The organism is Streptococcus sp. ZY19097, from assembly GCF_040731245.1.
Taxonomy (GTDB): domain Bacteria; phylum Bacillota; class Bacilli; order Lactobacillales; family Streptococcaceae; genus Streptococcus; species Streptococcus orisratti.
This window is the reverse complement of sequence record NZ_CP160400.1, coordinates 918,922-938,434: the sequence shown is the minus strand read 5'-3', so window position 1 is coordinate 938,434 and position 19,513 is coordinate 918,922. Positions and strand designations below refer to the sequence as shown.

The 19,513-nt window shown below is 38.9% G+C and carries 20 protein-coding genes, 1 tRNA gene and 2 pseudogenes; 8 read left to right on the top strand and 15 right to left on the bottom strand.

The features are described from left to right. Position 1: 1 nt before the first annotated feature. The 13 genes and pseudogenes from ABZ559_RS04745 to ABZ559_RS04685 all read right to left on the bottom strand — a co-directional run bounded on the left by ABZ559_RS04745 (position 2) and on the right by ABZ559_RS04685 (position 11,702). Positions 2–820, bottom strand: coding sequence for a replication initiator protein A (locus ABZ559_RS04745; RefSeq protein WP_000822780.1), 819 nt, complete (start codon positions 818–820; stop codon positions 2–4). Then, the gene (locus ABZ559_RS04740) at positions 817–990 is read right to left on the bottom strand and encodes a hypothetical protein (RefSeq protein WP_000726045.1); all 174 of its coding nucleotides are present in this window, start codon (positions 988–990) and stop codon (positions 817–819) included. Before ABZ559_RS04740 ends, ABZ559_RS04745 begins: the two co-directional genes overlap by 4 nt. Before the next feature lie 210 nt (positions 991–1,200). After that, entirely contained in the window at positions 1,201–2,562 is a 1,362-nt protein-coding gene (rlmD, locus tag ABZ559_RS04735; RefSeq protein ID WP_367007395.1) for a 23S rRNA (uracil(1939)-C(5))-methyltransferase RlmD, read from the bottom strand. A gap of 79 nt (positions 2,563–2,641) precedes the next feature. Beyond that, positions 2,642–4,078, bottom strand: coding sequence for an LCP family protein (locus tag ABZ559_RS04730; RefSeq protein ID WP_367007394.1), 1,437 nt, complete (start codon positions 4,076–4,078; stop codon positions 2,642–2,644). A gap of 66 nt (positions 4,079–4,144) precedes the next feature. Then, positions 4,145–4,972, bottom strand: coding sequence for a prephenate dehydratase (gene pheA / locus ABZ559_RS04725; protein WP_367007393.1), 828 nt, complete (start codon positions 4,970–4,972; stop codon positions 4,145–4,147). Then, the gene (locus ABZ559_RS04720; RefSeq protein ID WP_018374810.1) at positions 4,963–5,454 is read right to left on the bottom strand and encodes a shikimate kinase; all 492 of its coding nucleotides are present in this window, start codon (positions 5,452–5,454) and stop codon (positions 4,963–4,965) included. Before ABZ559_RS04720 ends, pheA begins: the two co-directional genes overlap by 10 nt. Then, positions 5,447–6,733 carry a 3-phosphoshikimate 1-carboxyvinyltransferase gene (aroA, locus tag ABZ559_RS04715; RefSeq protein ID WP_367007392.1) on the bottom strand — a complete coding sequence of 429 codons (1,287 nt, stop codon included), beginning with the start codon at positions 6,731–6,733 and terminating at the stop codon, positions 5,447–5,449. The genes ABZ559_RS04720 and aroA overlap by 8 nt, the downstream gene beginning before the upstream one ends. A gap of 842 nt (positions 6,734–7,575) precedes the next feature. Further along, a tRNA-Arg gene (locus ABZ559_RS04710) sits at positions 7,576–7,647 on the bottom strand. Between the two features lie 77 nt (positions 7,648–7,724). Further along, positions 7,725–8,426 (bottom strand): annotated as a pseudogene (locus ABZ559_RS04705) (hydrolase). 650 nt (positions 8,427–9,076) lie between these two features. Further along, positions 9,077–9,424 carry a 50S ribosomal protein L19 gene (rplS, locus tag ABZ559_RS04700; protein WP_027971744.1) on the bottom strand — a complete coding sequence of 116 codons (348 nt, stop codon included), beginning with the start codon at positions 9,422–9,424 and terminating at the stop codon, positions 9,077–9,079. 129 nt (positions 9,425–9,553) lie between these two features. Beyond that, positions 9,554–10,780 (bottom strand): voltage-gated chloride channel family protein, encoded by a 1,227-nt coding sequence (locus tag ABZ559_RS04695; protein ID WP_367007391.1) that lies wholly within the window; start codon positions 10,778–10,780, stop codon positions 9,554–9,556. After that, on the bottom strand, positions 10,770–11,054 hold the full coding sequence (locus ABZ559_RS04690; RefSeq protein WP_277291627.1) for a chorismate mutase: 285 nt from the start codon (positions 11,052–11,054) through the stop codon (positions 10,770–10,772). Before ABZ559_RS04690 ends, ABZ559_RS04695 begins: the two co-directional genes overlap by 11 nt. A gap of 204 nt (positions 11,055–11,258) precedes the next feature. Continuing rightward, positions 11,259–11,702: a flavodoxin gene (locus ABZ559_RS04685; RefSeq protein WP_018374817.1), complete on the bottom strand. Its 444-nt coding sequence runs from the start codon at positions 11,700–11,702 to the stop codon at positions 11,259–11,261. 355 nt (positions 11,703–12,057) lie between these two features. Here ABZ559_RS04685 and yghU point away from each other — a divergent pair, with 355 nt between their 5' ends. From yghU to ABZ559_RS04670, 3 genes are all read left to right on the top strand, one after another. Beyond that, positions 12,058–12,849, top strand: coding sequence for a glutathione-dependent disulfide-bond oxidoreductase (yghU, locus tag ABZ559_RS04680; protein WP_367007390.1), 792 nt, complete (start codon positions 12,058–12,060; stop codon positions 12,847–12,849). A gap of 286 nt (positions 12,850–13,135) precedes the next feature. Next, positions 13,136–14,074, top strand: coding sequence for a bifunctional oligoribonuclease/PAP phosphatase NrnA (locus ABZ559_RS04675; protein ID WP_317334766.1), 939 nt, complete (start codon positions 13,136–13,138; stop codon positions 14,072–14,074). 98 nt (positions 14,075–14,172) lie between these two features. Next, complete coding sequence (locus ABZ559_RS04670) at positions 14,173–14,415, top strand: type B 50S ribosomal protein L31 (protein WP_273414229.1); 243 nt, start codon at positions 14,173–14,175, stop codon at positions 14,413–14,415. A gap of 101 nt (positions 14,416–14,516) precedes the next feature. On the opposite strand, the gene ABZ559_RS04665 is transcribed toward ABZ559_RS04670, so the two are convergent. Together ABZ559_RS04665 and ABZ559_RS04660 are read right to left on the bottom strand one after the other, a co-directional pair. Next, a complete protein-coding gene (locus ABZ559_RS04665; protein ID WP_367007389.1) occupies positions 14,517–15,725 on the bottom strand; it encodes a site-specific integrase in 1,209 nt (402 codons plus the stop codon). A gap of 42 nt (positions 15,726–15,767) precedes the next feature. Beyond that, entirely contained in the window at positions 15,768–16,397 is a 630-nt protein-coding gene (locus ABZ559_RS04660; protein ID WP_367007388.1) for a helix-turn-helix transcriptional regulator, read from the bottom strand. Between the two features lie 151 nt (positions 16,398–16,548). Between ABZ559_RS04660 and ABZ559_RS04655 the strand changes: the two genes are divergently transcribed. From ABZ559_RS04655 to ABZ559_RS04635, 5 genes and pseudogenes are all read left to right on the top strand, one after another. Further along, complete coding sequence (locus ABZ559_RS04655) at positions 16,549–16,737, top strand: helix-turn-helix transcriptional regulator (RefSeq protein WP_367007387.1); 189 nt, start codon at positions 16,549–16,551, stop codon at positions 16,735–16,737. 343 nt (positions 16,738–17,080) lie between these two features. Continuing rightward, entirely contained in the window at positions 17,081–17,233 is a 153-nt protein-coding gene (locus ABZ559_RS04650; RefSeq protein ID WP_367007386.1) for a hypothetical protein, read from the top strand. 34 nt (positions 17,234–17,267) lie between these two features. Then, positions 17,268–18,115, top strand: a protein-coding gene (locus tag ABZ559_RS04645; RefSeq protein WP_172054900.1) for an IS630 family transposase whose coding sequence is annotated in 2 segments (ribosomal slippage) — positions 17,268–17,571 and positions 17,571–18,115 — 849 coding nt in all. Because the reading frame shifts where the segments join, the coding sequence is not laid out codon by codon here. 57 nt (positions 18,116–18,172) lie between these two features. Beyond that, positions 18,173–18,394, top strand: coding sequence for a hypothetical protein (locus tag ABZ559_RS04640; RefSeq protein ID WP_367007385.1), 222 nt, complete (start codon positions 18,173–18,175; stop codon positions 18,392–18,394). Between the two features lie 44 nt (positions 18,395–18,438). Beyond that, positions 18,439–19,495 (top strand): annotated as a pseudogene (locus ABZ559_RS04635) (IS630 family transposase). The last annotated feature ends 18 nt before the right edge of the window (positions 19,496–19,513 follow it).

Below are 19,513 nucleotides of genomic sequence, written 5' to 3'. Positions count from 1 at the left end.
CTTATTCACCTCCTTTTACTTCTTGTCGTCTCAGTTGCTTGGTCCACTCTGACAGCACACCATTAAATACGTATTCAGCTATTACTTCCGCTGACCGAGCAAATCGCATATGTTCCAAAGCATACTGATAACGGTCACTAAAATAAATCATGGCATAGTCACTAGCTGACTGAGATAGACCTGTCTGTCTTAACTGGTCATGAACCAAACCCCAAATATAGTCTCGATCGTACTTGGTCACGCCATCAACTTTTGAAGTAAAGTTCTCTTCTTGTTTCTCATCTACCAGCTGCCTCTCCTCCTCGTCCTCAATAAGGAAATCACTCCCTTCAGTTTCACTATATTTAGTCTCACTTCCTTCAGTCTCACTAGGGGCTGAATTTAAGACCGGCCCCGTCTTTCTTTGAGACTCCCCTAGTGTTTTTTTAACACTAGCCCCGTCAGTATGTAAGACTGGGGTAGTTTCATGTTCTAATTCCCCCAAGTAAATTTTATTTGCCATTCGACCTTTTTCACTAGAGGACTGTTGGACTTCATCAATTAAGCCATAGTCACGTAAGGTTTTCTTGATAGAGAGTAATTTTGACTTTGAACAGCCTAAAAGTGCCATCAGATTTGAATTGGAATAAATCAAGTAAATAGCCCCATCCTCATCAATCCAGCCCTTACTCAAAGACAGCTCCAACCTATCTTTTAAAACCGCGTAGGCTACCTTAACCTCCAGCTTTATATCCTTATAACGTTCACTCTCAAACAAAATTTTAGGGAGTTTATAATAACGCTCTGATGTCTGATACTGATTAGCGGTAATTCGTTTCATGATTGTCCCTCCAAGACTAATATTCCAACATTTCCAAATTCATCAAATCGGATTAAACCTGGTTGTTCCATTTCATCAATTAGCTGTGTTGCTTTCACAATATCAACTCCTAAAATAGCCACAAGATGACACATCACGATTTGGCGTGATGATTGTTCCTTCTTTTTCATGAATTCCTCCTGAAAATAAAAAAACGAGAACACTTAGTAAAATGTTCTCGCTGAACTATTATTTTTTATGACGTATCTATTTTTTGTCTACGCAGTCGACATCCAAACAGACATTCACATCAATGTACTTTTTTTGAACCTTTTTTATGTCAAAATCACTCTTTTCAATAAAGACAAAATGCTTGAAAAAGTGCTTAAAATAAAGGATTTTTACCCGTTGCTTCGTTGTAGCAACACTACGCACTCCACGTGATGCGTCTGCGGAAACAAATCCACTGGCTGCACTTTTTGCAATTTATAGCCCAATTCTTCGTAACGTTTGATGTCACGCGCCATGGTAGCTGGATTGCAGGAGATGTAGGTGATTTTTCTTGGTGACATGTCTGCGCTTGCTTTGATGAAACTTTCGGTCAAACCTTTACGTGGCGGATCAACTAGAATAACATCAGGCTTGATGCCCTGTCTGTTCCATTGTGCCATAGCGTTCTCAGCCGAATCAACCACATAATGTGCATTTTTAATCCCATTCAAAGTTGCATTGCGCTTAGCATCTTCAACGGCTTCCTCAATCACTTCGACGCCGTAAACCTCTTTGACATTTTTAGCAAACGAAAGCCCAATCGTCCCAATCCCTGAGTAGGCATCAATCACTACATCATCAGCCGTCAATTCTGAAAAATCGATAGCCGTTTGATAAAGCTTTTCAGCCATTTCAGTGTTAACTTGATAAAATGAACGAGCCGAAATCTCATATTGATTGCCCAACATACTATCAACAATTGTATCTTTACCATAAAGAGTTCTAAAATCATCGCCAAAGATAGCATTGGTATTTTTATCATTAATGTTTTGAACGATTGATTTTACTTCTGGAAATTCAATAATAAGCTCTGCTATCAGCTGTTCAATGCGAAAAATCTTGGGGCGGGTAGTGACCAAAACCAGCATCATTTGTCCAGTGTAATGTCCTCGGCGGACGACCAAATTGCGAATCAGACCAGTCTGCTCTGCTTCATCATAGGGCTTTAGATCAAAGCGACGCAGCAAATCCCGCGTGAAATTAATCAGTCTATCTATCTCCTTGTTTTGAATGTAATAATCTTCAATAGGCATTAATTCATGGGAGTTTTTTCGGAAAAAACCAGTTTCTAACTGTCCCTTGATACGACGAACAGGCACTTGAGCTTTGTTGCGGTAGGCGTAGGGAATAGTCATACCTATCGTCTCCAAGACTTCAACATCAGAAATTCCTGCAGTCTTGTAAAGGTTATCCCTAACTTGCTTAGCCTTGTATTTAAGTTGTTCGCTATAGGCCAAGTGACCAAAATCAGCAATACCAGTACGTAAATAAGCTGTATCAACCGCATCATTACGAAAGACAGACTTAGTTAGGTAATTTTCAACCCTACCAAAACCAATATTCTTTTTAATTTTTAGCACACGCATTTGTATAATTTCTGTTGGCAAGGCATTTTCAACAAAAAAAACAAGCCCGTCAACTTTGGCAATACCTGCACCATCATGACTAAGGTCAGAAACCTCAACTTCTACAATATCGTTCTTTTGTAACATGTTTTCCTCTTTCTCTTACGAAGCTCTGCTATTTTCAAAATGAAAAAAGAGAGATTGTCATCTCCCTATTATATCATATTTACCGTAAGCCAAGGTCAGCTAATTGTCCTTGATATTTTTCAAAATCGATCAAGATTCCTAAACCACCATACATATCATACTCATCCACCCAATCTCCTTGTGATGGAACAGTTATGTGCTCGATACCTTTACCACCAATCATAGTTGATAATCCTTCCTTAAGAAGAAGAGGATAGGAAATGTTGGTTGAGGTCAATGCATAAATTTTTCCAATGGCTGCTGAACCGGTAAAGAGTTTAGTCGGATCTTTAACCTGACTAATGAGTGCTGAAATTACTTGCTGTTGGCGTTCTGTACGACCGAAATCAGCAGAATCATCACTTCTGAAACGAGCATAATTTAAAAGTGTTTGACCATTCATCCGTTGTTTGCCCACCTTGATCGTTTGATAGGCCGTAGACTGATCTCCAAACCCAATATCATTTGGCACTTCAACAGAACTTACTTCTTCCCCATTAATCGTATGAAATTTAGCATTAATCTCGACACCATTTGGGAAAAGTGTGTCAACTGCTTCAGCAAAGGTCTCAAAATCAACCATAACATAATATTTTATATCAAGATCAAAATTATTCTTCAAGGTCTGACGCATCAATTCAGCTCCTTGATTATTATCTTGTTCACCGATATTAAATGCTACATTAAGTTTTTGATCGTAAGAATCTCCGTAACTAACATTTGGAATATTAACTAAAGTATCACGCATAAAACTAACTAGCTTAATCTTACCATCTTTATTGCCGATGTTCATAACCATGATAGTATCTGTACGAGCATCAGATGACCCTTGAGTGATCCGCTGATCACTCCCCAAAATTAGAATATTAGTACCATCTGCTGTATCAACACCATTAAATTCCTCTGTAACTGCAGGCGAATAATTAGTTTTTCCGCTAGAGACATCTGACATTCCTTTATAAAACATGTAAATCATGCCTGCAAAAACAAGTAAAAGTAAAATAGCCAATAGTTGAAAGAAACGTTTAATCCTCCCTTTTTTTCGCTTTTTTTTCGGTCTTTTCACCTTTTTAGGAGCGGGTGAGGTTGAGACTTCATCAGGTATTCTTTCTGGATAGGGAGGGACTTCCTGATAAGAATTAAGGTTTTCAGATTTCAACTTTGATTGATGTCGTGTAGATCGTCTAGATCTAGAATCCTGTGTTGGGAAAATGGGCAACCCTTGTTCTGTAAACTTACTAGGCGGGTTGGTGGTTGGCTCTTCAACATCTATTTCCATGGTTTGGTCATACACAGACTGTAAATATGTGGATGAATTGTCTTGTTGAACTCTGGTGTGATTCGATTGTTTTAACTCCGATTTTTGACGCAAGTAGTCAAATTCTTGCTTCTCATGTTCATTCAAAAAACGCAAATTAGAGAGCAGATAGCGATAACGGAGCTGTTCGTGGTGGTTTAAACTACTATTGTTTGACATATCTCATTCCAAATCATTCTTTATTTTCTCATACTTACTTTTCTTTGGTGGAGGATACGGTGAACCTTATGATATTTTATAAACGTTATATTGTCCTAAAATTTTATAGCTAATACCTATAGCCTGCAACTCTTCAAGTGCAAAAGAAACTAGTTTTTCATTATGATTATCAAAATCAATAATAAAAAAGTATTCGCCAAGGACTGTCTTCAACGGACGACTCTCAATTTTAGTCAAATCAATCCCTCGCCAAGCAAAAACCGAGAGAGCTTTATAGAGGGCTCCAGGAAGATTATCCGGAAGAGTAAACGCCAGCGAAATAGTTTTTGCAATCTTGGGCAGATTAATATTGACATGACAGTGACCAATAACCCAAAAACGTGTGTAATTGTCCTCTATTTCGTGAATGTCCTGCGCAACGATTTCCAAACCATACTCATCAGCTGCCGCATGTGGTGCAATCGCAGCAAAATTATCATTAGGGTGAGCCGCTACCAAGCGAGCTGCATAGGCAGTGCTGGGTGTTGCTTCAATTATAACATTTGGATAATTTTCTGTCACATATTTTTTGCCCTGAGCAATCGCTTGTGGATGCGAAAAAATCTTTTCAATTTTTTTATCCTTTGCCGTTGCCATCAGTTGTTGTTTGATAGGCTGTATGATTTCCGCAACAGCTGTAATATTGGTGCTATGAAAAAGGTAATCTGATGTTTCATGAACGGGTCCTTCAATGGAATTTTCGATGGGAACAATGGCAAGATCCACCTGACCTTCTTCATAAGCCTTGATAACTTCTGATATTGTTGGCAAAGAAACCAAATCCTCATTTGGGAATGTTTCCAAGGCCACATTATGCGTAAACGAGCCACTTGGCCCCAAATAAGCTACATACATTGAATTAACCTTGCTATTTCTTCTGGTGTTCGATTGTCAGTGTTAATAATGACATCTGCCAAACCGTCATACAAATCCATACGACCTTGATAAATCTTTTGGAAATCTTCCTTGGAATTATTCAAAAAGAGGGGACGTTTGGAAAGTTTATCTTGAAGGATACGCTCATAAAGGACATCAAAGGAAGCCGTCAACAAGACATTGTATTTTCTGTTTTGACGGAGCAAGTCCCGATTTTTTGGAGAAATAACTACACCACCGCCCGTCGAGATAACTACGTCGCCTTGAAGAGATAAAAGTTCTTCTAAAACCTCTGATTCAATCTGACGAAAGGCCGCTTCACCTTCTTTGGCAAAGAAGTCAGCAATTGGCATACCAATCCGTTCCTCAATTATCGTGTCCATGTCCAATAACCGACCGCTAAGATAGTGAGCCACGGTAGTTTTTCCCACCCCCATGAAACCAAGTAAAATTTTAGCCATTCTGAATAAGTCCTTTCAAATCTTCAAAAAAGCTTGGATAGCTGGTGTTGATGGCTTCTGCACGTTGCAGACTAACCTGGCCCTCTTTGACCAAAAGAGCTGCTATAGCTGCCATCATGCCGATGCGATGATCTCCAAAAGTGTTAATTTCAGCACCATGAAGTGGTGTTTTTCCGTGAATAATCATACCATCCTCAGTTGGCGTAATATTAGCTCCCATACTATTCAAAGCATCTGCAACAACCTGAATACGGTCCGTTTCCTTTACTTTCAGTTCCTCAGCATCACGGATAATGGTCGTTCCATTGGCTTGGGTGGCAAGTAGAGCAATCACAGGCAACTCATCAATCAAACGTGGAATAATATCGCCACCAATTTCTATGCCTTGCAAGTCAGAACTTTCCACTGTAATTGTTGCGGATTTGGCCAATTCATCAATCTGAGAAAGCTTGATGTTTCCCCCCATTGCCTTAATGACATCTAAAATTCCTGTTCGGGTTTCATTGATTCCAACATTTTCAAGAACAATTTTTGAATCAGGAACAATCAAACCAGCCACTAACCAAAAGGCGGCGCTAGAAATATCTCCTGGTACCACAACATCCTGTCCCTGAAATTCTTGACCACCAGAAATGCGAATTTCTTTACCATCAACAGAAATGTCACCACCAAATTGAAGAATCATATCCTCTGTATGGTTGCGAGTTTTTTCTTTTTCAATAATTAGTGACTCCCCCTCTGCCTGCAAAGCAGCAAAAATCAGAGCGGATTTTACCTGAGCAGATGCCACAGGCAATTGATAGTGGATTGGAGTAAGATGCCTACTACCATGCATTTTTAATGGGGGCAAGTCACGTTCTGTCTGTCCTGAAACCTCTACGCCCATCTGGCGCAAGGGAATAGTAACACGATCCATTGGGCGCTTAGAGAGACTGTCATCTCCAAACATCTCAACGTCAAAGTCCTGACCAGCTAAAACACCTGAAATCAATCGGATTGAGGTCCCAGAATTTCCCATGTTTAATTTATTTTGCGGAGCTTTAAGACCATTAAAACCAACGCCGTGTATCGTCACCACGTCACCATCATCCTCAATGGTAACCCCTAAGTCACGAAAGACTTGCATGGTTGACAAAACATCCTCCCCACGCAAAATATCACGAACTCTCGTCACGCCTTTAGCAAGACTTCCAAACATAATTGAGCGATGACTGATGGACTTATCCCCAGGCACACGTAGTTTTCCATTTAACTTAGCCACATTCGATACTAACTTCATACAGACCCCTGACATCTCATATTTTCTTTCCATTCTACCATAAAATAACTGAAAATTTAAGCAATTTTTCCAACAAACTGCATTTCAAAGACAGACCGAGAAAAAGAGAGGATTTTAGTATTTCAATACTATTCTCCTTCACAATTATTTTTGCCTTTCTTTGGCATAAAAGATTCCGTTTACAGCAATGTTATTCTGGATCTCTCTGAAATTAAGGGAATTCATTGCTTTTATTTTACAATACGCAACATTCTTGAATGGCACATAATAAACGAGATGGGCAATTTTAATTGCAACTTATACTCAATGCAATCAGACTAGCTCCCCAAAATCTGGAGAAAAGTTTTAAACTGTTGGAAACGAAGAGAACTTCATTAAAACCGATCAACAGCTTCTGACTTTGTTTTTGCAAAATAATAAACATCCGCCTAAATCTTAACTCATAATCAAAAATCGAGTAGAGGTTAACCTCTACCTCCTCTCACACCATCGTGCATGCCGTTCAGCACATGGCGGTTCAACTAAACTGCAGCGGAACCTCTTTAGGTTCCACATCTACCTATATAAAATTCCGTTCTGCCTGTGCCGTCCTATATTTATGAACAGCCCCTTTCGACATTCGTTCCGCGAGTACCGTCATTTCAGACCAGGTGATAGGGCAGACAAGATCAATTAGATCGGTAATCATTTAATCCGCTACCTCGCGATAGTCAGGCTCGGGAGTCGCTACTGGGTTCACTGGTAGCAAGTGTCCTTGGAGAACTTTCACCCCAAATGTACGACATGCCCGTCGTACTAAAAAACAAAAGAACCCCTGTTTTAGGCTCTTTTGCTTTTAACTATGTCCCCTGCCGGAATCGAACCAGCAACTACTCCTTAGGAGGGAGTTGTTATATCCATTGAACTAAGGGGACCGTAACCTCTTTATTTTACCTTAGTCTTGATGACAATGCAACTGCTTTTTTAAAAAAGGTAAAATTGAAGTGTACTACTATACCTCTTTGTTGCTCATTTCTTCTTTAGCTAGCTTACGATATTTCTTCATCTTTGATTTGAACAACTCGCCATTTGTTGGTGGTGTAATCGTAATAGCATTCGCACCCGCTTCAATAGCTTCACGGATGGTTTCTTCGGTTGGTCCACCCGTTGCCATAATTGGAAAATCAGGAAAATCCTGACGAATCTTTTTAATGATTTGACTTGTTTGTTCACCACCGCTAATATTTAGAATATCCACACCTGCCTCAATTCGAGAGACGATATCAGTAAATTCGGACACAACGGTATAAATGATGGGAATATCAATCATCTGGTTGATTTTTTGAATAGTTTTGACGTCTGTGGGGGCATTGACAACGACAGCAAAAGCCCCTTCAGACTCAGCAAATAAGCTCATATTAGCCGATCAATCTCCAGTTGTCAGACCACCACCAACACCAGCTAAGACTGGAACTGAAGCCACTAGCATAATACTCTTTAAAATGGTTGGAGCAGGGGTGAAGGGGTACACCGCCAAGACTGCGTCAGCATTATTATTTGCAATGATAGAAACATCCGTTGAAAAGAGAATGGATTTTATGCGACGACCATAAATGCGTATGCCAGAGCAAGATTTGATAATTTCAGGCATTTCGACAATTTCTTGACGTAGGTCTGAAAAGACATGAGGAATTTTTTTCTTAGATTCAGTCATAGGTGCTCCTTTGCTAAGGATTATTTTTTCACATTCTTTAGAAATCAAAACTCAGATATTATTACTTTAATTGATGGCCTCAGTTCTATATATATTAACATCGCCCAGTTCTCCTTTGATATCATTGAGAATCACATATATACAGAGAAAAGTTTATTTCTTGCAAAAAAGTCATCAAGCAATTGAAGAGGGGGTAAAATCATGCAAAACATTTCTGATTTTTATCTAATTCCAATCCAAACAAGGTGCTTTGATTAGAGAAAAGGCAGTTTCATTTTACCACACTTCAAACACATTGCAACTCTTTTTAACAATTTAGCGACTAGATTATTACATTTGGTGTTTTAGTTTTTGTTTGGTAAGTATTAGAGATTTTACTACACTGGAAATAACTTAAAAACTCCACTCAAAAAAGAAATAGAATATGCTATTTAATACTCTTTGAAAATCAAATTCAGGCATTATTGTCCTGATTTGATGAACTTCAGTTCAATCTACATCTGCGTCGTCTAGTCTAATTTTAATTTTCATTGAGTATGAATATAAAACGAAATATCTCTATAAGATGGGAACTATTAATAAAGTGAAAAATATTAAAAAGCCCTAAAGTTAGGGCTTTCTACGCAAGTAACCAGCAAATCTGGTTCATCTTAACGACGGATTTCTTTGATACGGGCAGCTTTACCTTGCAATGCACGCAAATAGTAAAGTTTAGCACGACGAACTTTACCGTAACGAACAACTTCAATCTTGTCAACACGTGGAGTGTGGATTGGGAAAGTACGTTCTACTCCGATACCACCAGAGATTTTACGGACAGTGTACATTTCTGAGATTCCTTGACCCTTACGTGAAATAACAACACCTTCAAAGATCTGGATACGTTCGCGGTTACCTTCGACAACTTTTGCGTGAACGCGAACTGTGTCACCTGGGCGGAAAGATGGAATGTCAGTACGAAGTTGACCTTCAGTCAAGCTTTGGATTAATGGATTCATGTAATTTTCTCCTATCTTGCTAATCATAAAGTTCTTGTCCCAGCGGATTAGCCGTATTTTCGCGTGTCCATTACACACAAAACTTATTGTATCAGAATTTCAAAAGACTGTAAAGTCACAATCATTATTTTAATCAAATTTTAGTATTTTTTGAAGTCCATAAATAGACTGTCTACGATTAACGATATAAGCAAAGCTTGATACGAGGAAAAAAGCAGGTAAATTAGCATAACCAAAAACCTCAGCACCAATAAGAATGGGCGCTAAAAAGGTATTGGTTGCGGAGCCAAAAACTGAGATATAGCCCGCTGCGGCAACCAATTCTACTGGCAAATGAAAGAAACCTGCTAACACAACGCCAAGTGAGGCACCAACAGAAAACAGAGGAGTTACTTCGCCACCCTGAAAACCTGCTGCCAAAGTTATAACAGTAAGGAGGAGTTTTAAAAACCAGTCATAGGCATAAATTTTTTGACCTCCAAAACTTGCTGAAATCAAATTAGTACCTAAGCCAGAGTATCGACCATAATGTAGAATAAGAAAGAATAAGCTTAGAACTAAACCAAATCCCAAAATACGGTAATAGGCATTTGGAATAAGCTCAGCCATCTTTGACTTAGTTATTGCCAAACTGTAGGCAAAAAGATTTCCCACTAGCCCAAAAATTAACCCCAGCACAATCAATTTAAAAAAAGCAACCCAATCAATATTCAGTGACGTTGAGAGCACATGACTAAATTTCTCAAGTCCTAGGGCATGCGAGATTGTACTAGCCGTAAAAGCAGCTATAATCGTAGGAACTAGGGCATCCAAAGCCAGATTCCCTAACAATAAAACTTCCAAGGCGAAGAGGACAGCTGCCATAGGTGTTTGAAATAGTCCAGCAAAACCAGCTGCCATCCCCGTGACAAGAAAGATGCGTGAATTGTTTTTAAAAGTAAAAAATCTGCTAAACCAGTGTGAAATAGTAGCCCCTAACTGAACAGCGACCCCCTCACGTCCAGCGCTACCACCAAATAGATGTGTCAGCCAAGTTGTCACCATCACTAGTGGAACCAGACGCTTAGGAATAACCTCTTCATCACCATGCCCAACTTCAAAAATCAAACTCATGCCTTTACCGCTTTCACCACCAAACTTTTGATAGAGAAAGACAATTAAAAGACCTACTAAAGCTAAAAAAGGGATGAGAATACCGACATGAGCCGTTCTAAAATCTGATAAAAATAGAAGTACACGTCCAAAAATAGCATCAACGGTCCCCACAAGAAGACCGATAATCAGTCCCATGACTCCCAAAATTAGCAAAATTTTGTAAGAAAGTGAATCAGCAGCTTTTAATGTTTTACTGTTCATTATCTTGTTCTCCAAGCTTTGAAGACTGATAATCTCTAGAATTCTTCATAATATCAGCAAACGTTGCCACAATCGTTTGTTCAAAATCCTTATTCTGAACACAAGTAGCAGCCTTTTTCAAAACTGCTACCTCACGACTGCTATCTAAAATAGCTTTCCCTGTTGCCTTCTTGTAATCTGTCACTCGAGTAACTAGCTGCATGCGTTTTTCCAACAAGACAACTAATTCACTGTCCACAGCGTCAATTTCTTGACGAATCTGTTCCAAATCCATTTATATTCACTCCTTTACATCTTCCTTTCCAGTATAGCAAAAAAAGACTAGACCAGCTAGTCTTTTTTCAAGCTCCGCCCTTTGTAAAAGGTGAGAGTGAAACGATCTAAGAATAGAATAGACTGTCTCAGATTAACAGCTAGCAACTAAGATTTGTTTGAGAAATCAAATTTCTTCGATATCCACAATTCCCGATACGCTACCTTATCCAATTTTGTTGGCAATCGTTTCAGCAAAAGCTTCTAATTTTTCAATATCTTCGTCTTCAGCCGCCAAGTCAACCTTGATAGAGTCAGCTCCTTTGATAGCACCTGTCAAGGCAAATTGGTTTTCAAATTCATCAACTGACTTGCAGAAATAATCGTAAAAGGTATCTCCCGAACCGACAACACCAAAAATTTTTCCTTCCAAGTCCACATCGGCTAGATCTTCATAGAAATCAACGATTTCATCTGGTAAATCCCCATCACCATAAGTGTAAGTGGCTACGATAGCTACGTCGGCATCTTCAAAATCTGCAGCATCAACTGTTGTACACTCATCAATATCAACCGTGTGACCCAATTCTTCAAATTTATTTCCAACGATGTCAGCAATTTCTTCAGTATTACCTGTCATGCTGGCATAGACAATTTTAACTAAAGCCATAATTTCCTCCAAAAGTAAATTACCCTTATTTTAGCACATTTTTAAAGAAATGGCTCGTATAATTTTTTAATTTTGACCAGGAGCTCCGCATTTTTATTTAATCGCCAAAAAAATTCCAACAACATTCTGAATTTGCTGTAGAAAATGCTTAAATGATACGAGAACTCAATCTTCCTGTACACAATTCATATTTTTAGAAATACCATCTTATATTTTTGAATTTCTTCTCAAAATCTGTTAGGATTAAGACAAGAAAAGATAGTCTTTGAGATTATTTTTTGTGTAGTTCGGCCACTTTAAACTGTACTAAAGTACAGCGAAGCATGCCAATAAAACGATTAAAAAGGAAAACACTATGTCAGACTATATTTTACCTGAAGTTTGGGAAATCCCAGCCAGCATGGGTGGTGCTTGGGGGAGCCTCAATCAACCAACCGCTGGTAGCCGCTTTGAACAGCATTTGCCAAAAGGTGATAAGCCTTTCCAACTGTATTCACTGGGCACGCCAAACGGCATCAAGGCGACTATCATGCTAGAAGAACTCAAGGAGTTAGGGGTAGAAGATACCGATTACGACCTTTACAAGATTGACATCGGAGAAGGTGACCAATTTGGCTCAGGCTTTGTGTCCATCAATCCTAACTCTAAAATCCCAGCTCTGCTTGACCAGTCTGGTGACCAACCTGTCCGTGTTTTCGAGTCTGCTTCAATCCTGCTTTACTTGGCGGATAAATTTGGCAAGCTCATCCCTCAAGACTTCGAAAAACGCACTGAAGTCTTGAACTGGCTTTTTTGGTCAACGGGTGCAGCTCCATTTCTCGGTGGAGGTTTTGGTCACTTCTTTCACTATGCCCCTGAAAAAATTGAATACGCTATTAACCGCTTTGCCATGGAGGCTAAACGTCAATTAGACCTTTTGGACAAAGAACTAGCGCAGAAAACCTACATCACAGGTGACAGCTACACCATCGCTGATATTGCCATCTGGTCATGGTATGGCCGACTGGCTGAGGACAAAATCTGGGAGCGCGCAGGCATCTTTCTTAATGTCAAAGAGTACAAAAATCTCCAACGCTGGACAGCTATCATTGCTGACCGCCCAGCCGTCAAACGCGGATTGAAAGCTGACTATAAGAGTATTAAATAACGATTTGATTTGAGCCAGTCCAGCAGGGTTGGTTATTTCATGTTATAGTCATTTAGTTTATCTTTGATTACTTCAACGTAAGAGGAAACTCCGTTTCCTTATTTCCAACTTCAAACACTCCACTAGAGTATTTGAACTCGCTTTGCCGTACTTTACGAAAGTGACTTGCTTCGCATGTCTTATTTCCAACCTAGAACAGCCTAAAGGCTGTTCTAGCAACCTGCAGCTCGTTGCCTAGTACTAAATACTAAAAGACTATATAATAAAAAACTTGTAAAGGAAACTCATGAACACTTTTGAAGATATTTTAGACCAAATCAAAACCTACGACACCATCATCATTCACCGTCATCAACGTCCTGACCCTGATGCCGTCGGAAGCCAGTGCGGCTTGCGTGAACTGCTACGCCACAATTTCCCAGACAAGCGTATCCTTGCGACTGGCATCAACGAGCCAACCTTGACTTGGATGACAGAAATGGATGAGGTAACTGATGGCGACTACTTGAGTTCCCTGGTTATCGTGACCGACACAGCCAACACAGCTCGCATTGACGATGATCGCTACGGCAAGGGCAACTGCCTCATCAAGATTGACCATCACCCCAACGAGGATGTCTACGGCGACCTCCTCTACGTCGACACGACTGCCTCTAGCGCCAGCGAGATTATCACCGATTTTGCTCTGAAGACTGGCCTTGAGCTCTCTAACAGCGCCGCTCGCCTCCTCTACACTGGCATTGTAGGTGACACCGGCCGCTTCCTCTATCCTGCCACAACCAGCAAGACCATGAGTATCGCCAGTACCCTGCGCAGTTACAATTTCAATTTTTCAGCCATTTCACGACAGATGGATAGTTTCCCCTTCAAAATTGCTAAGCTTCAAGGCTACATTTTTGATAATCTTGAGGTTGATGAAAATGGAGCTGCGCGGGTTGTCCTGACGCAGGAAACCATGAGAGCATTTGATGTGACTGAAGCTGAAACATCAGCAATTGTCGGTACCCCAGGTAAAATTGATTGCGTGCAATCATGGGCAATTTTCGTCCAACAAACTGATGGTCAATCTTACCGTGTACGCCTACGTAGCAAAAACGTCGTCATTAATGAAATTGCAAAACGCCACGACGGTGGCGGACATCCCTTAGCCAGCGGAGCCAATTCCTACAGCCTAGCTGAAAACGAGCAAATCTATCAAGAAATCAAAGATTTATTGAAAAAGTAAAGAAAAACCTTGTCAAAATACCCTTCTTTTGATAAACTAGAGTAGTTAAAAATAACTATGGTGCGGACAGTACCATGGCAGAAAGGAAAATTTTAACAATGAAAAAAGATATCCATCCAGAATACCGTCCAGTCGTATTCCTTGACACAACTACGGGCTACAAATTCCTTAGCGGATCAACTAAGTCTTCTAAAGAAACTGTAGAATTCGAAGGTGAAACTTACCCACTTATCCGTGTGGAAATTTCATCAGATTCACACCCATTCTACACTGGTCGTCAAAAATTCACTCAAGCAGACGGACGCGTGGACCGCTTCAACAAGAAATACGGTCTCAAATAATCAGCGCTTTGAAATTGCTGAAAATGTTGATTTTAAACCATTCCTATTCGTTAGGAATGGTTTTTTTATTATAAAAGTAACGGAAAAAGTAACGGCTAGGGTTAAATTCCTAAAAATTGAGCAAATTTCTCCGCCGTTTTTTCTTTTACATTATCAGTAACATGGGTGTATATATTCATCGTTGTTTTTATATCCTCATGCCCTAATCGCTCTTGTACTTCTTTTATACTTGCCCCCGCTTCGAAAAGTAAACTGCAATGAGTATGACGGAAACCATGTGGGGTGATATAAGGCAGATTATATTTTTTAATAATGCAGCGTAGGTTATAGTTTATAAAATCAAAGCTATGCGCGTGACCTGTTTCAGATGGAAAAATTAAATCAGTATCTTTCAATCGGTTAGGAAAATTTAAAAACTTTCTTTCATGTTTCCATTGTTGCATTATTTTAACCGTTACTGGGTCAAGGGTTATCGTGCGTTTACTTTTCTTTGTCTTAGGCGTTTGATAAACTACGGTACTATTTTCGCCATAGGCGACTATCTGATTAACGGACAACTTTGCCCCTACTAAGTCAAGGTCTTTCCAGCGCAAGGCTAAAACTTCACTTTTTCTCATGCCTGTAAAAGCTAATAGACGGAAAATGGTAGTTAGTTCTTTTCTTTCTTCCTTTGCTACGCAATCAAGGAAGGCCAGCAACTCTTCACGACTATAAAAATTTTCACGTTTTTTCTCATCTTCATCTATTTCAGCAGCTTTTCTGGGCTTGATAACCTTTCTCATAGGGTTGTCATGGATATAACCCAAACTTACCGCGTAATCTAGTATCATTCTTGTCATACCAATAAAATTGGCATATTTCTTATATTTCTTGAACCATTCTTGCGCCTGTCTTTGACATAGTGGCAAAGTTATCTTATCGACATAACACGCGCCAAAGGCTGGTATAATATGTAAATCCGCTTGTGCTTTCTGTCTAGCGTATGTGCTAGATTTGACAGTATTTTTGTAATGAACTAACCAAAGGTTATAAACTTCTTGAAAAGTGATTTTATCAGGCTTATCAAAATAGCCATCTTTTTCAATTTTAAGTAATAACTGGCTTTCGGCCAGTTTAGCTTCTTTGTGGGTCTTAAACCCACTTTTTTTCACGCGCTTTTCTTTACCCGTTAAAGGGTCAATACCTACATAGGTAATAAAATAGTACCGCGTTTCATTATTTTTTAGCTGATAAGGCTTAATCATTTCTTTTACTCCTTCTTTCGTTGGCTTGCCCGCCCAAGTGAAAGAATAAAACAAAATGTTAATCAATTATATATTTCCACGCGCCGACCTGCTGGGGTTGGCGTTTTTTTATTTGTCTTTGCTACTGTACTCTTCTTGTAGTCCCCGCCCTTTATCTTTGTCATAAAGACTTTCTACTATTGCCATAATATTTTTTTTATCAGAGTTAGACAAAGTTAGAAATGAGCAAAAAAAATCTTTAAAAATCATAGGTAAATAAGCTAATGCTATATAAGTGTCATTGACATTTTTATCTAGAGTTCCATACATTTCTTCGTCATATTCGCCAACTTGTTCTTCTGAAAATTTATCTAGTATTTGTGCTTTTATGCTTTGCTCAATCAAGGAAATATTATCAGCATTATCAATGAAAAGCGAAATATTCCACTTACCATGTTTAGTTTGGCTTTCCTCGTACTTTAAAATAATTTCTTTTAGGTCAGCATTGGAACTTAGCAATCTCACCATATCTTTGTAACTGCTCATAGCATCATCTTCTATTTGTTGATAATCCTCATACCCCAACAAATATCCCACACTTACGCCGAAATGTTTAGCTAGTTTTTCAGCATTCTTTGTTCTGATAGAGCTTTCTCCATTTTCCCATTTTTGAAGAGTTCGTAAGTTAACCCCAATTTTTTTGGCTAACTCTTCTTGTGTTAAATTATTTTCTTTTCTCAAAGTTTTTAGCTTATTCATATATTTTAACTACCTTTCATGGCACATTATAACATAAAAATAAAAAATATGGATAATAAAGCCGTATTTTTCTTGACAACGCCTTTTAAATACACTAAAATCTCAAGTGTAACAAAAAACGGCTTTTAAGACCGTGGAAGGAGGTGTATAAATGCTACTAACGGAAGACCATGCTAGAAAAGTACGGCGCAAGCGTGCGGACTTAATGCTGACAAAAAAAGCAACAGCTGAAAAGCTAGGTATTAAGCCACAAACCTTGACAAAAGTTGAACATGGCAACTATGATGCCCCACGTCGTATCTATGAAAGCGTAATGAATTGGCTTGTTGAAGATTTATAACACTCCCCTACTACCTTTCACATTTGGATAGTTATAAATCAGGTATTTGGATAGTTATAAATCAGGTATATAGAAAGGAGATGCCCATCTTATATTTAATCTATTTAGGAATAAAAAAGACAGTTAAAGAGGCGTTAGCCCTCTTGCAATGGCTATTCACTCTTGATTGACCACTGACCAAGGAACAATCACAAGCACTATTAAAATTGTACTCACTCACAGGGCGTAATCCCTTAAAACTAGACCAGTGACCAATAACCCTAAATGATAAACACTATAAGGCTTGCCCGCCCAAGTGAAAGAATAAAGCACGCCTAGGCGCGTGATAGAAAGGAAATACATCATGAATACACTTGAAGCACTCCTAGAGCGTGCTAACAAGTCAGATGAGGAACTAAACTATATTACCGATTATCTAGCTAGTTTGAACAATGAAGCTATAGAAACGACACTAGCAGGCAAATTTGAAGCCGTTAGCCGTTTTATAGTAAAATGAAACAAAAATAGTACATTTATGGTATAATGTACTTATGGCATATTCATTAGATTTTCGTAAAAAAGTTCTCGCATACTGTGAGAAAACCGGCAGTATTACTGAAGCATCTGTTGTTTTCGATATTTCACGCAACACCATCTATCAATGGCTAAAATTAATGGAGAGTACAGGCGAGCTTCATCACCAAGTTAAGGGAACCAAACCAAGAAAAGTTGATAGAGAAAAATTAAAGAACTATCTTGAAGCTCATCCAGATGCTTTTTTGACTGAAATAGCTTCTGAATTTGGCTGTCATCCAACAGCTATTCATTACGCTCTCAAAGCTATGGGGTATACTCGAAAAAAAAGAGCTGTACCTACTATGAACAAGACCCTGAGAAAGTAAATCAGTTCCTTAAAGAATTTAATAACTTAAGTCACTTGACACCTGTTTATATTGATGAGACAGGGTTTGAGACATATTTTCATCGAGAATATGGTCGATCTTTGAAAGGTCAGTTGATCACTGGTCAAGTCTCTGGAAGAAGATTCCAGCGGCTATCTTTAGTCGCAGGTCTTATAAACGGTGAGATTATAGCCCCAATGACCTACAAAGAAACCATGACTAGTGACTTTTTCGAAGCTTGGTTTAAAACATTCTTACTACCCACTTTAGATAGACCATCTGTTATCATTATGGACAATGCAAGGTTTCATCGGATGAGTAAGCTAAAAGAGTTATGCAAGGAGCAAGGTCATAGACTTTTACCACTTCCTCCTTACTCACCTGAGTATAATCCCATTGAGAAAACATGGGCTCAAATTAAAAAACACCTCAGAAAAGTATTGCCAAATTGCGATACTTTTCTTGAGGCACTTTTGTCCTGTTCTTATTTCAATTAACTATATATGGGAGATACAAGACTATTTACAAGAGAAACTAAAGGAGAACAACACAAAATGACCAAAAACGAGACTTATAAAGAGTTTAAAAAATGGGTAGATGACAAAGTAAACATGGCGGAAGCTATGGGGCTAGATGAAAATAGCGCAGTCTTGCCCGATATGGTGGAACAAAACATTCAAGCATGGGTACAAATTCAAGAAATGCTAGAAGAATACTCCCTACACTATCGAGCAAAAGGCAAGAAAAAACGAGGTGAACAACATGGCAACAAATGACACTAATACTTAACAAAAATCAGAAATAGCGATATAATAGTGTTATGACAAAAGAACTTACCCAAACACAAGTCGAAGAATTAAAGCAAGCCCTTAAAGATAAAAATAATGCTCCGCATCATAGAAAAATTCAAGCCCTTATTCTCTACTCTGAATGCCATAATTTAACATCTGTAGCTAAATCAGTAGGCTTTGTCCATCAGACAGTCCGCAACTTATTAAATCGCTATCTAAGTGGTGGCTTAGAAGCTCTCTTAAAGGAGAATCGTGGTGGTCGCCGCCGCTCCTATATGACGCATGAGGAGGAAGAAGATTTCCTTAAAGAGCAACTCTCTTCCTCTTTGAATGGAGAATTCGTTACCGTTAACACCCTCTTTAAAGCTTATCAAGAGAGAGTTGGGCACAAGACAACCCGAGAAGGTTTCTATGCTCTCCTGAAACGTCATGGTTGGCGTAAAGTTAGCCCACGTCCCCAACATCCGAAAAAAGCAGACGCCGAAACCATTTTAGCGTCTAAAAATAAAATCTTTATTCGAGGAGAGAATGAGTAAGCGCTTTATTGATGGAAAAGAATATCAAAAAATCCGCCTTATGTATCAAGATGAGGCGGGTTTTGGGCGTATCAGTAAACTTGGTTCGTGTTGGTCTCCAAAAGGTTATCGTCCTCACGTAGCAAGTCATCACATTCGTGAATACCGCTATTGTTATGGAGCTGTGGATGCCCATACAGGCGACTCGTTTTTCATCATAGCAGGCGGATGTAATAGTGATTGGATGAATGAATTTTTACGCCAACTATCGGCAGCTTATCCAGAAGATTATATTATTTTAGTCATGGATAATGCCATCTGGCATAAATCTCAGACCTTAAATATTCCTAAGAATATTGAATTTACCTTCATTCCACCCTACACACCTGAAATGAATCCTATTGAGCAAGTCTGGGCTGAGATTCGTAAACTTGGTTTCAAGAATAAAGTATTTAGGACTTTAAATGAGGTAATTGATAAACTTCAAGAGGTTATTCAAACCTTAACCTCTTATCAACTCAAATCAATTGTACATAGAGACTGGACTTCCGCTATTTTTGATTTTAACTGAGTATAAAACAGTTTCCAA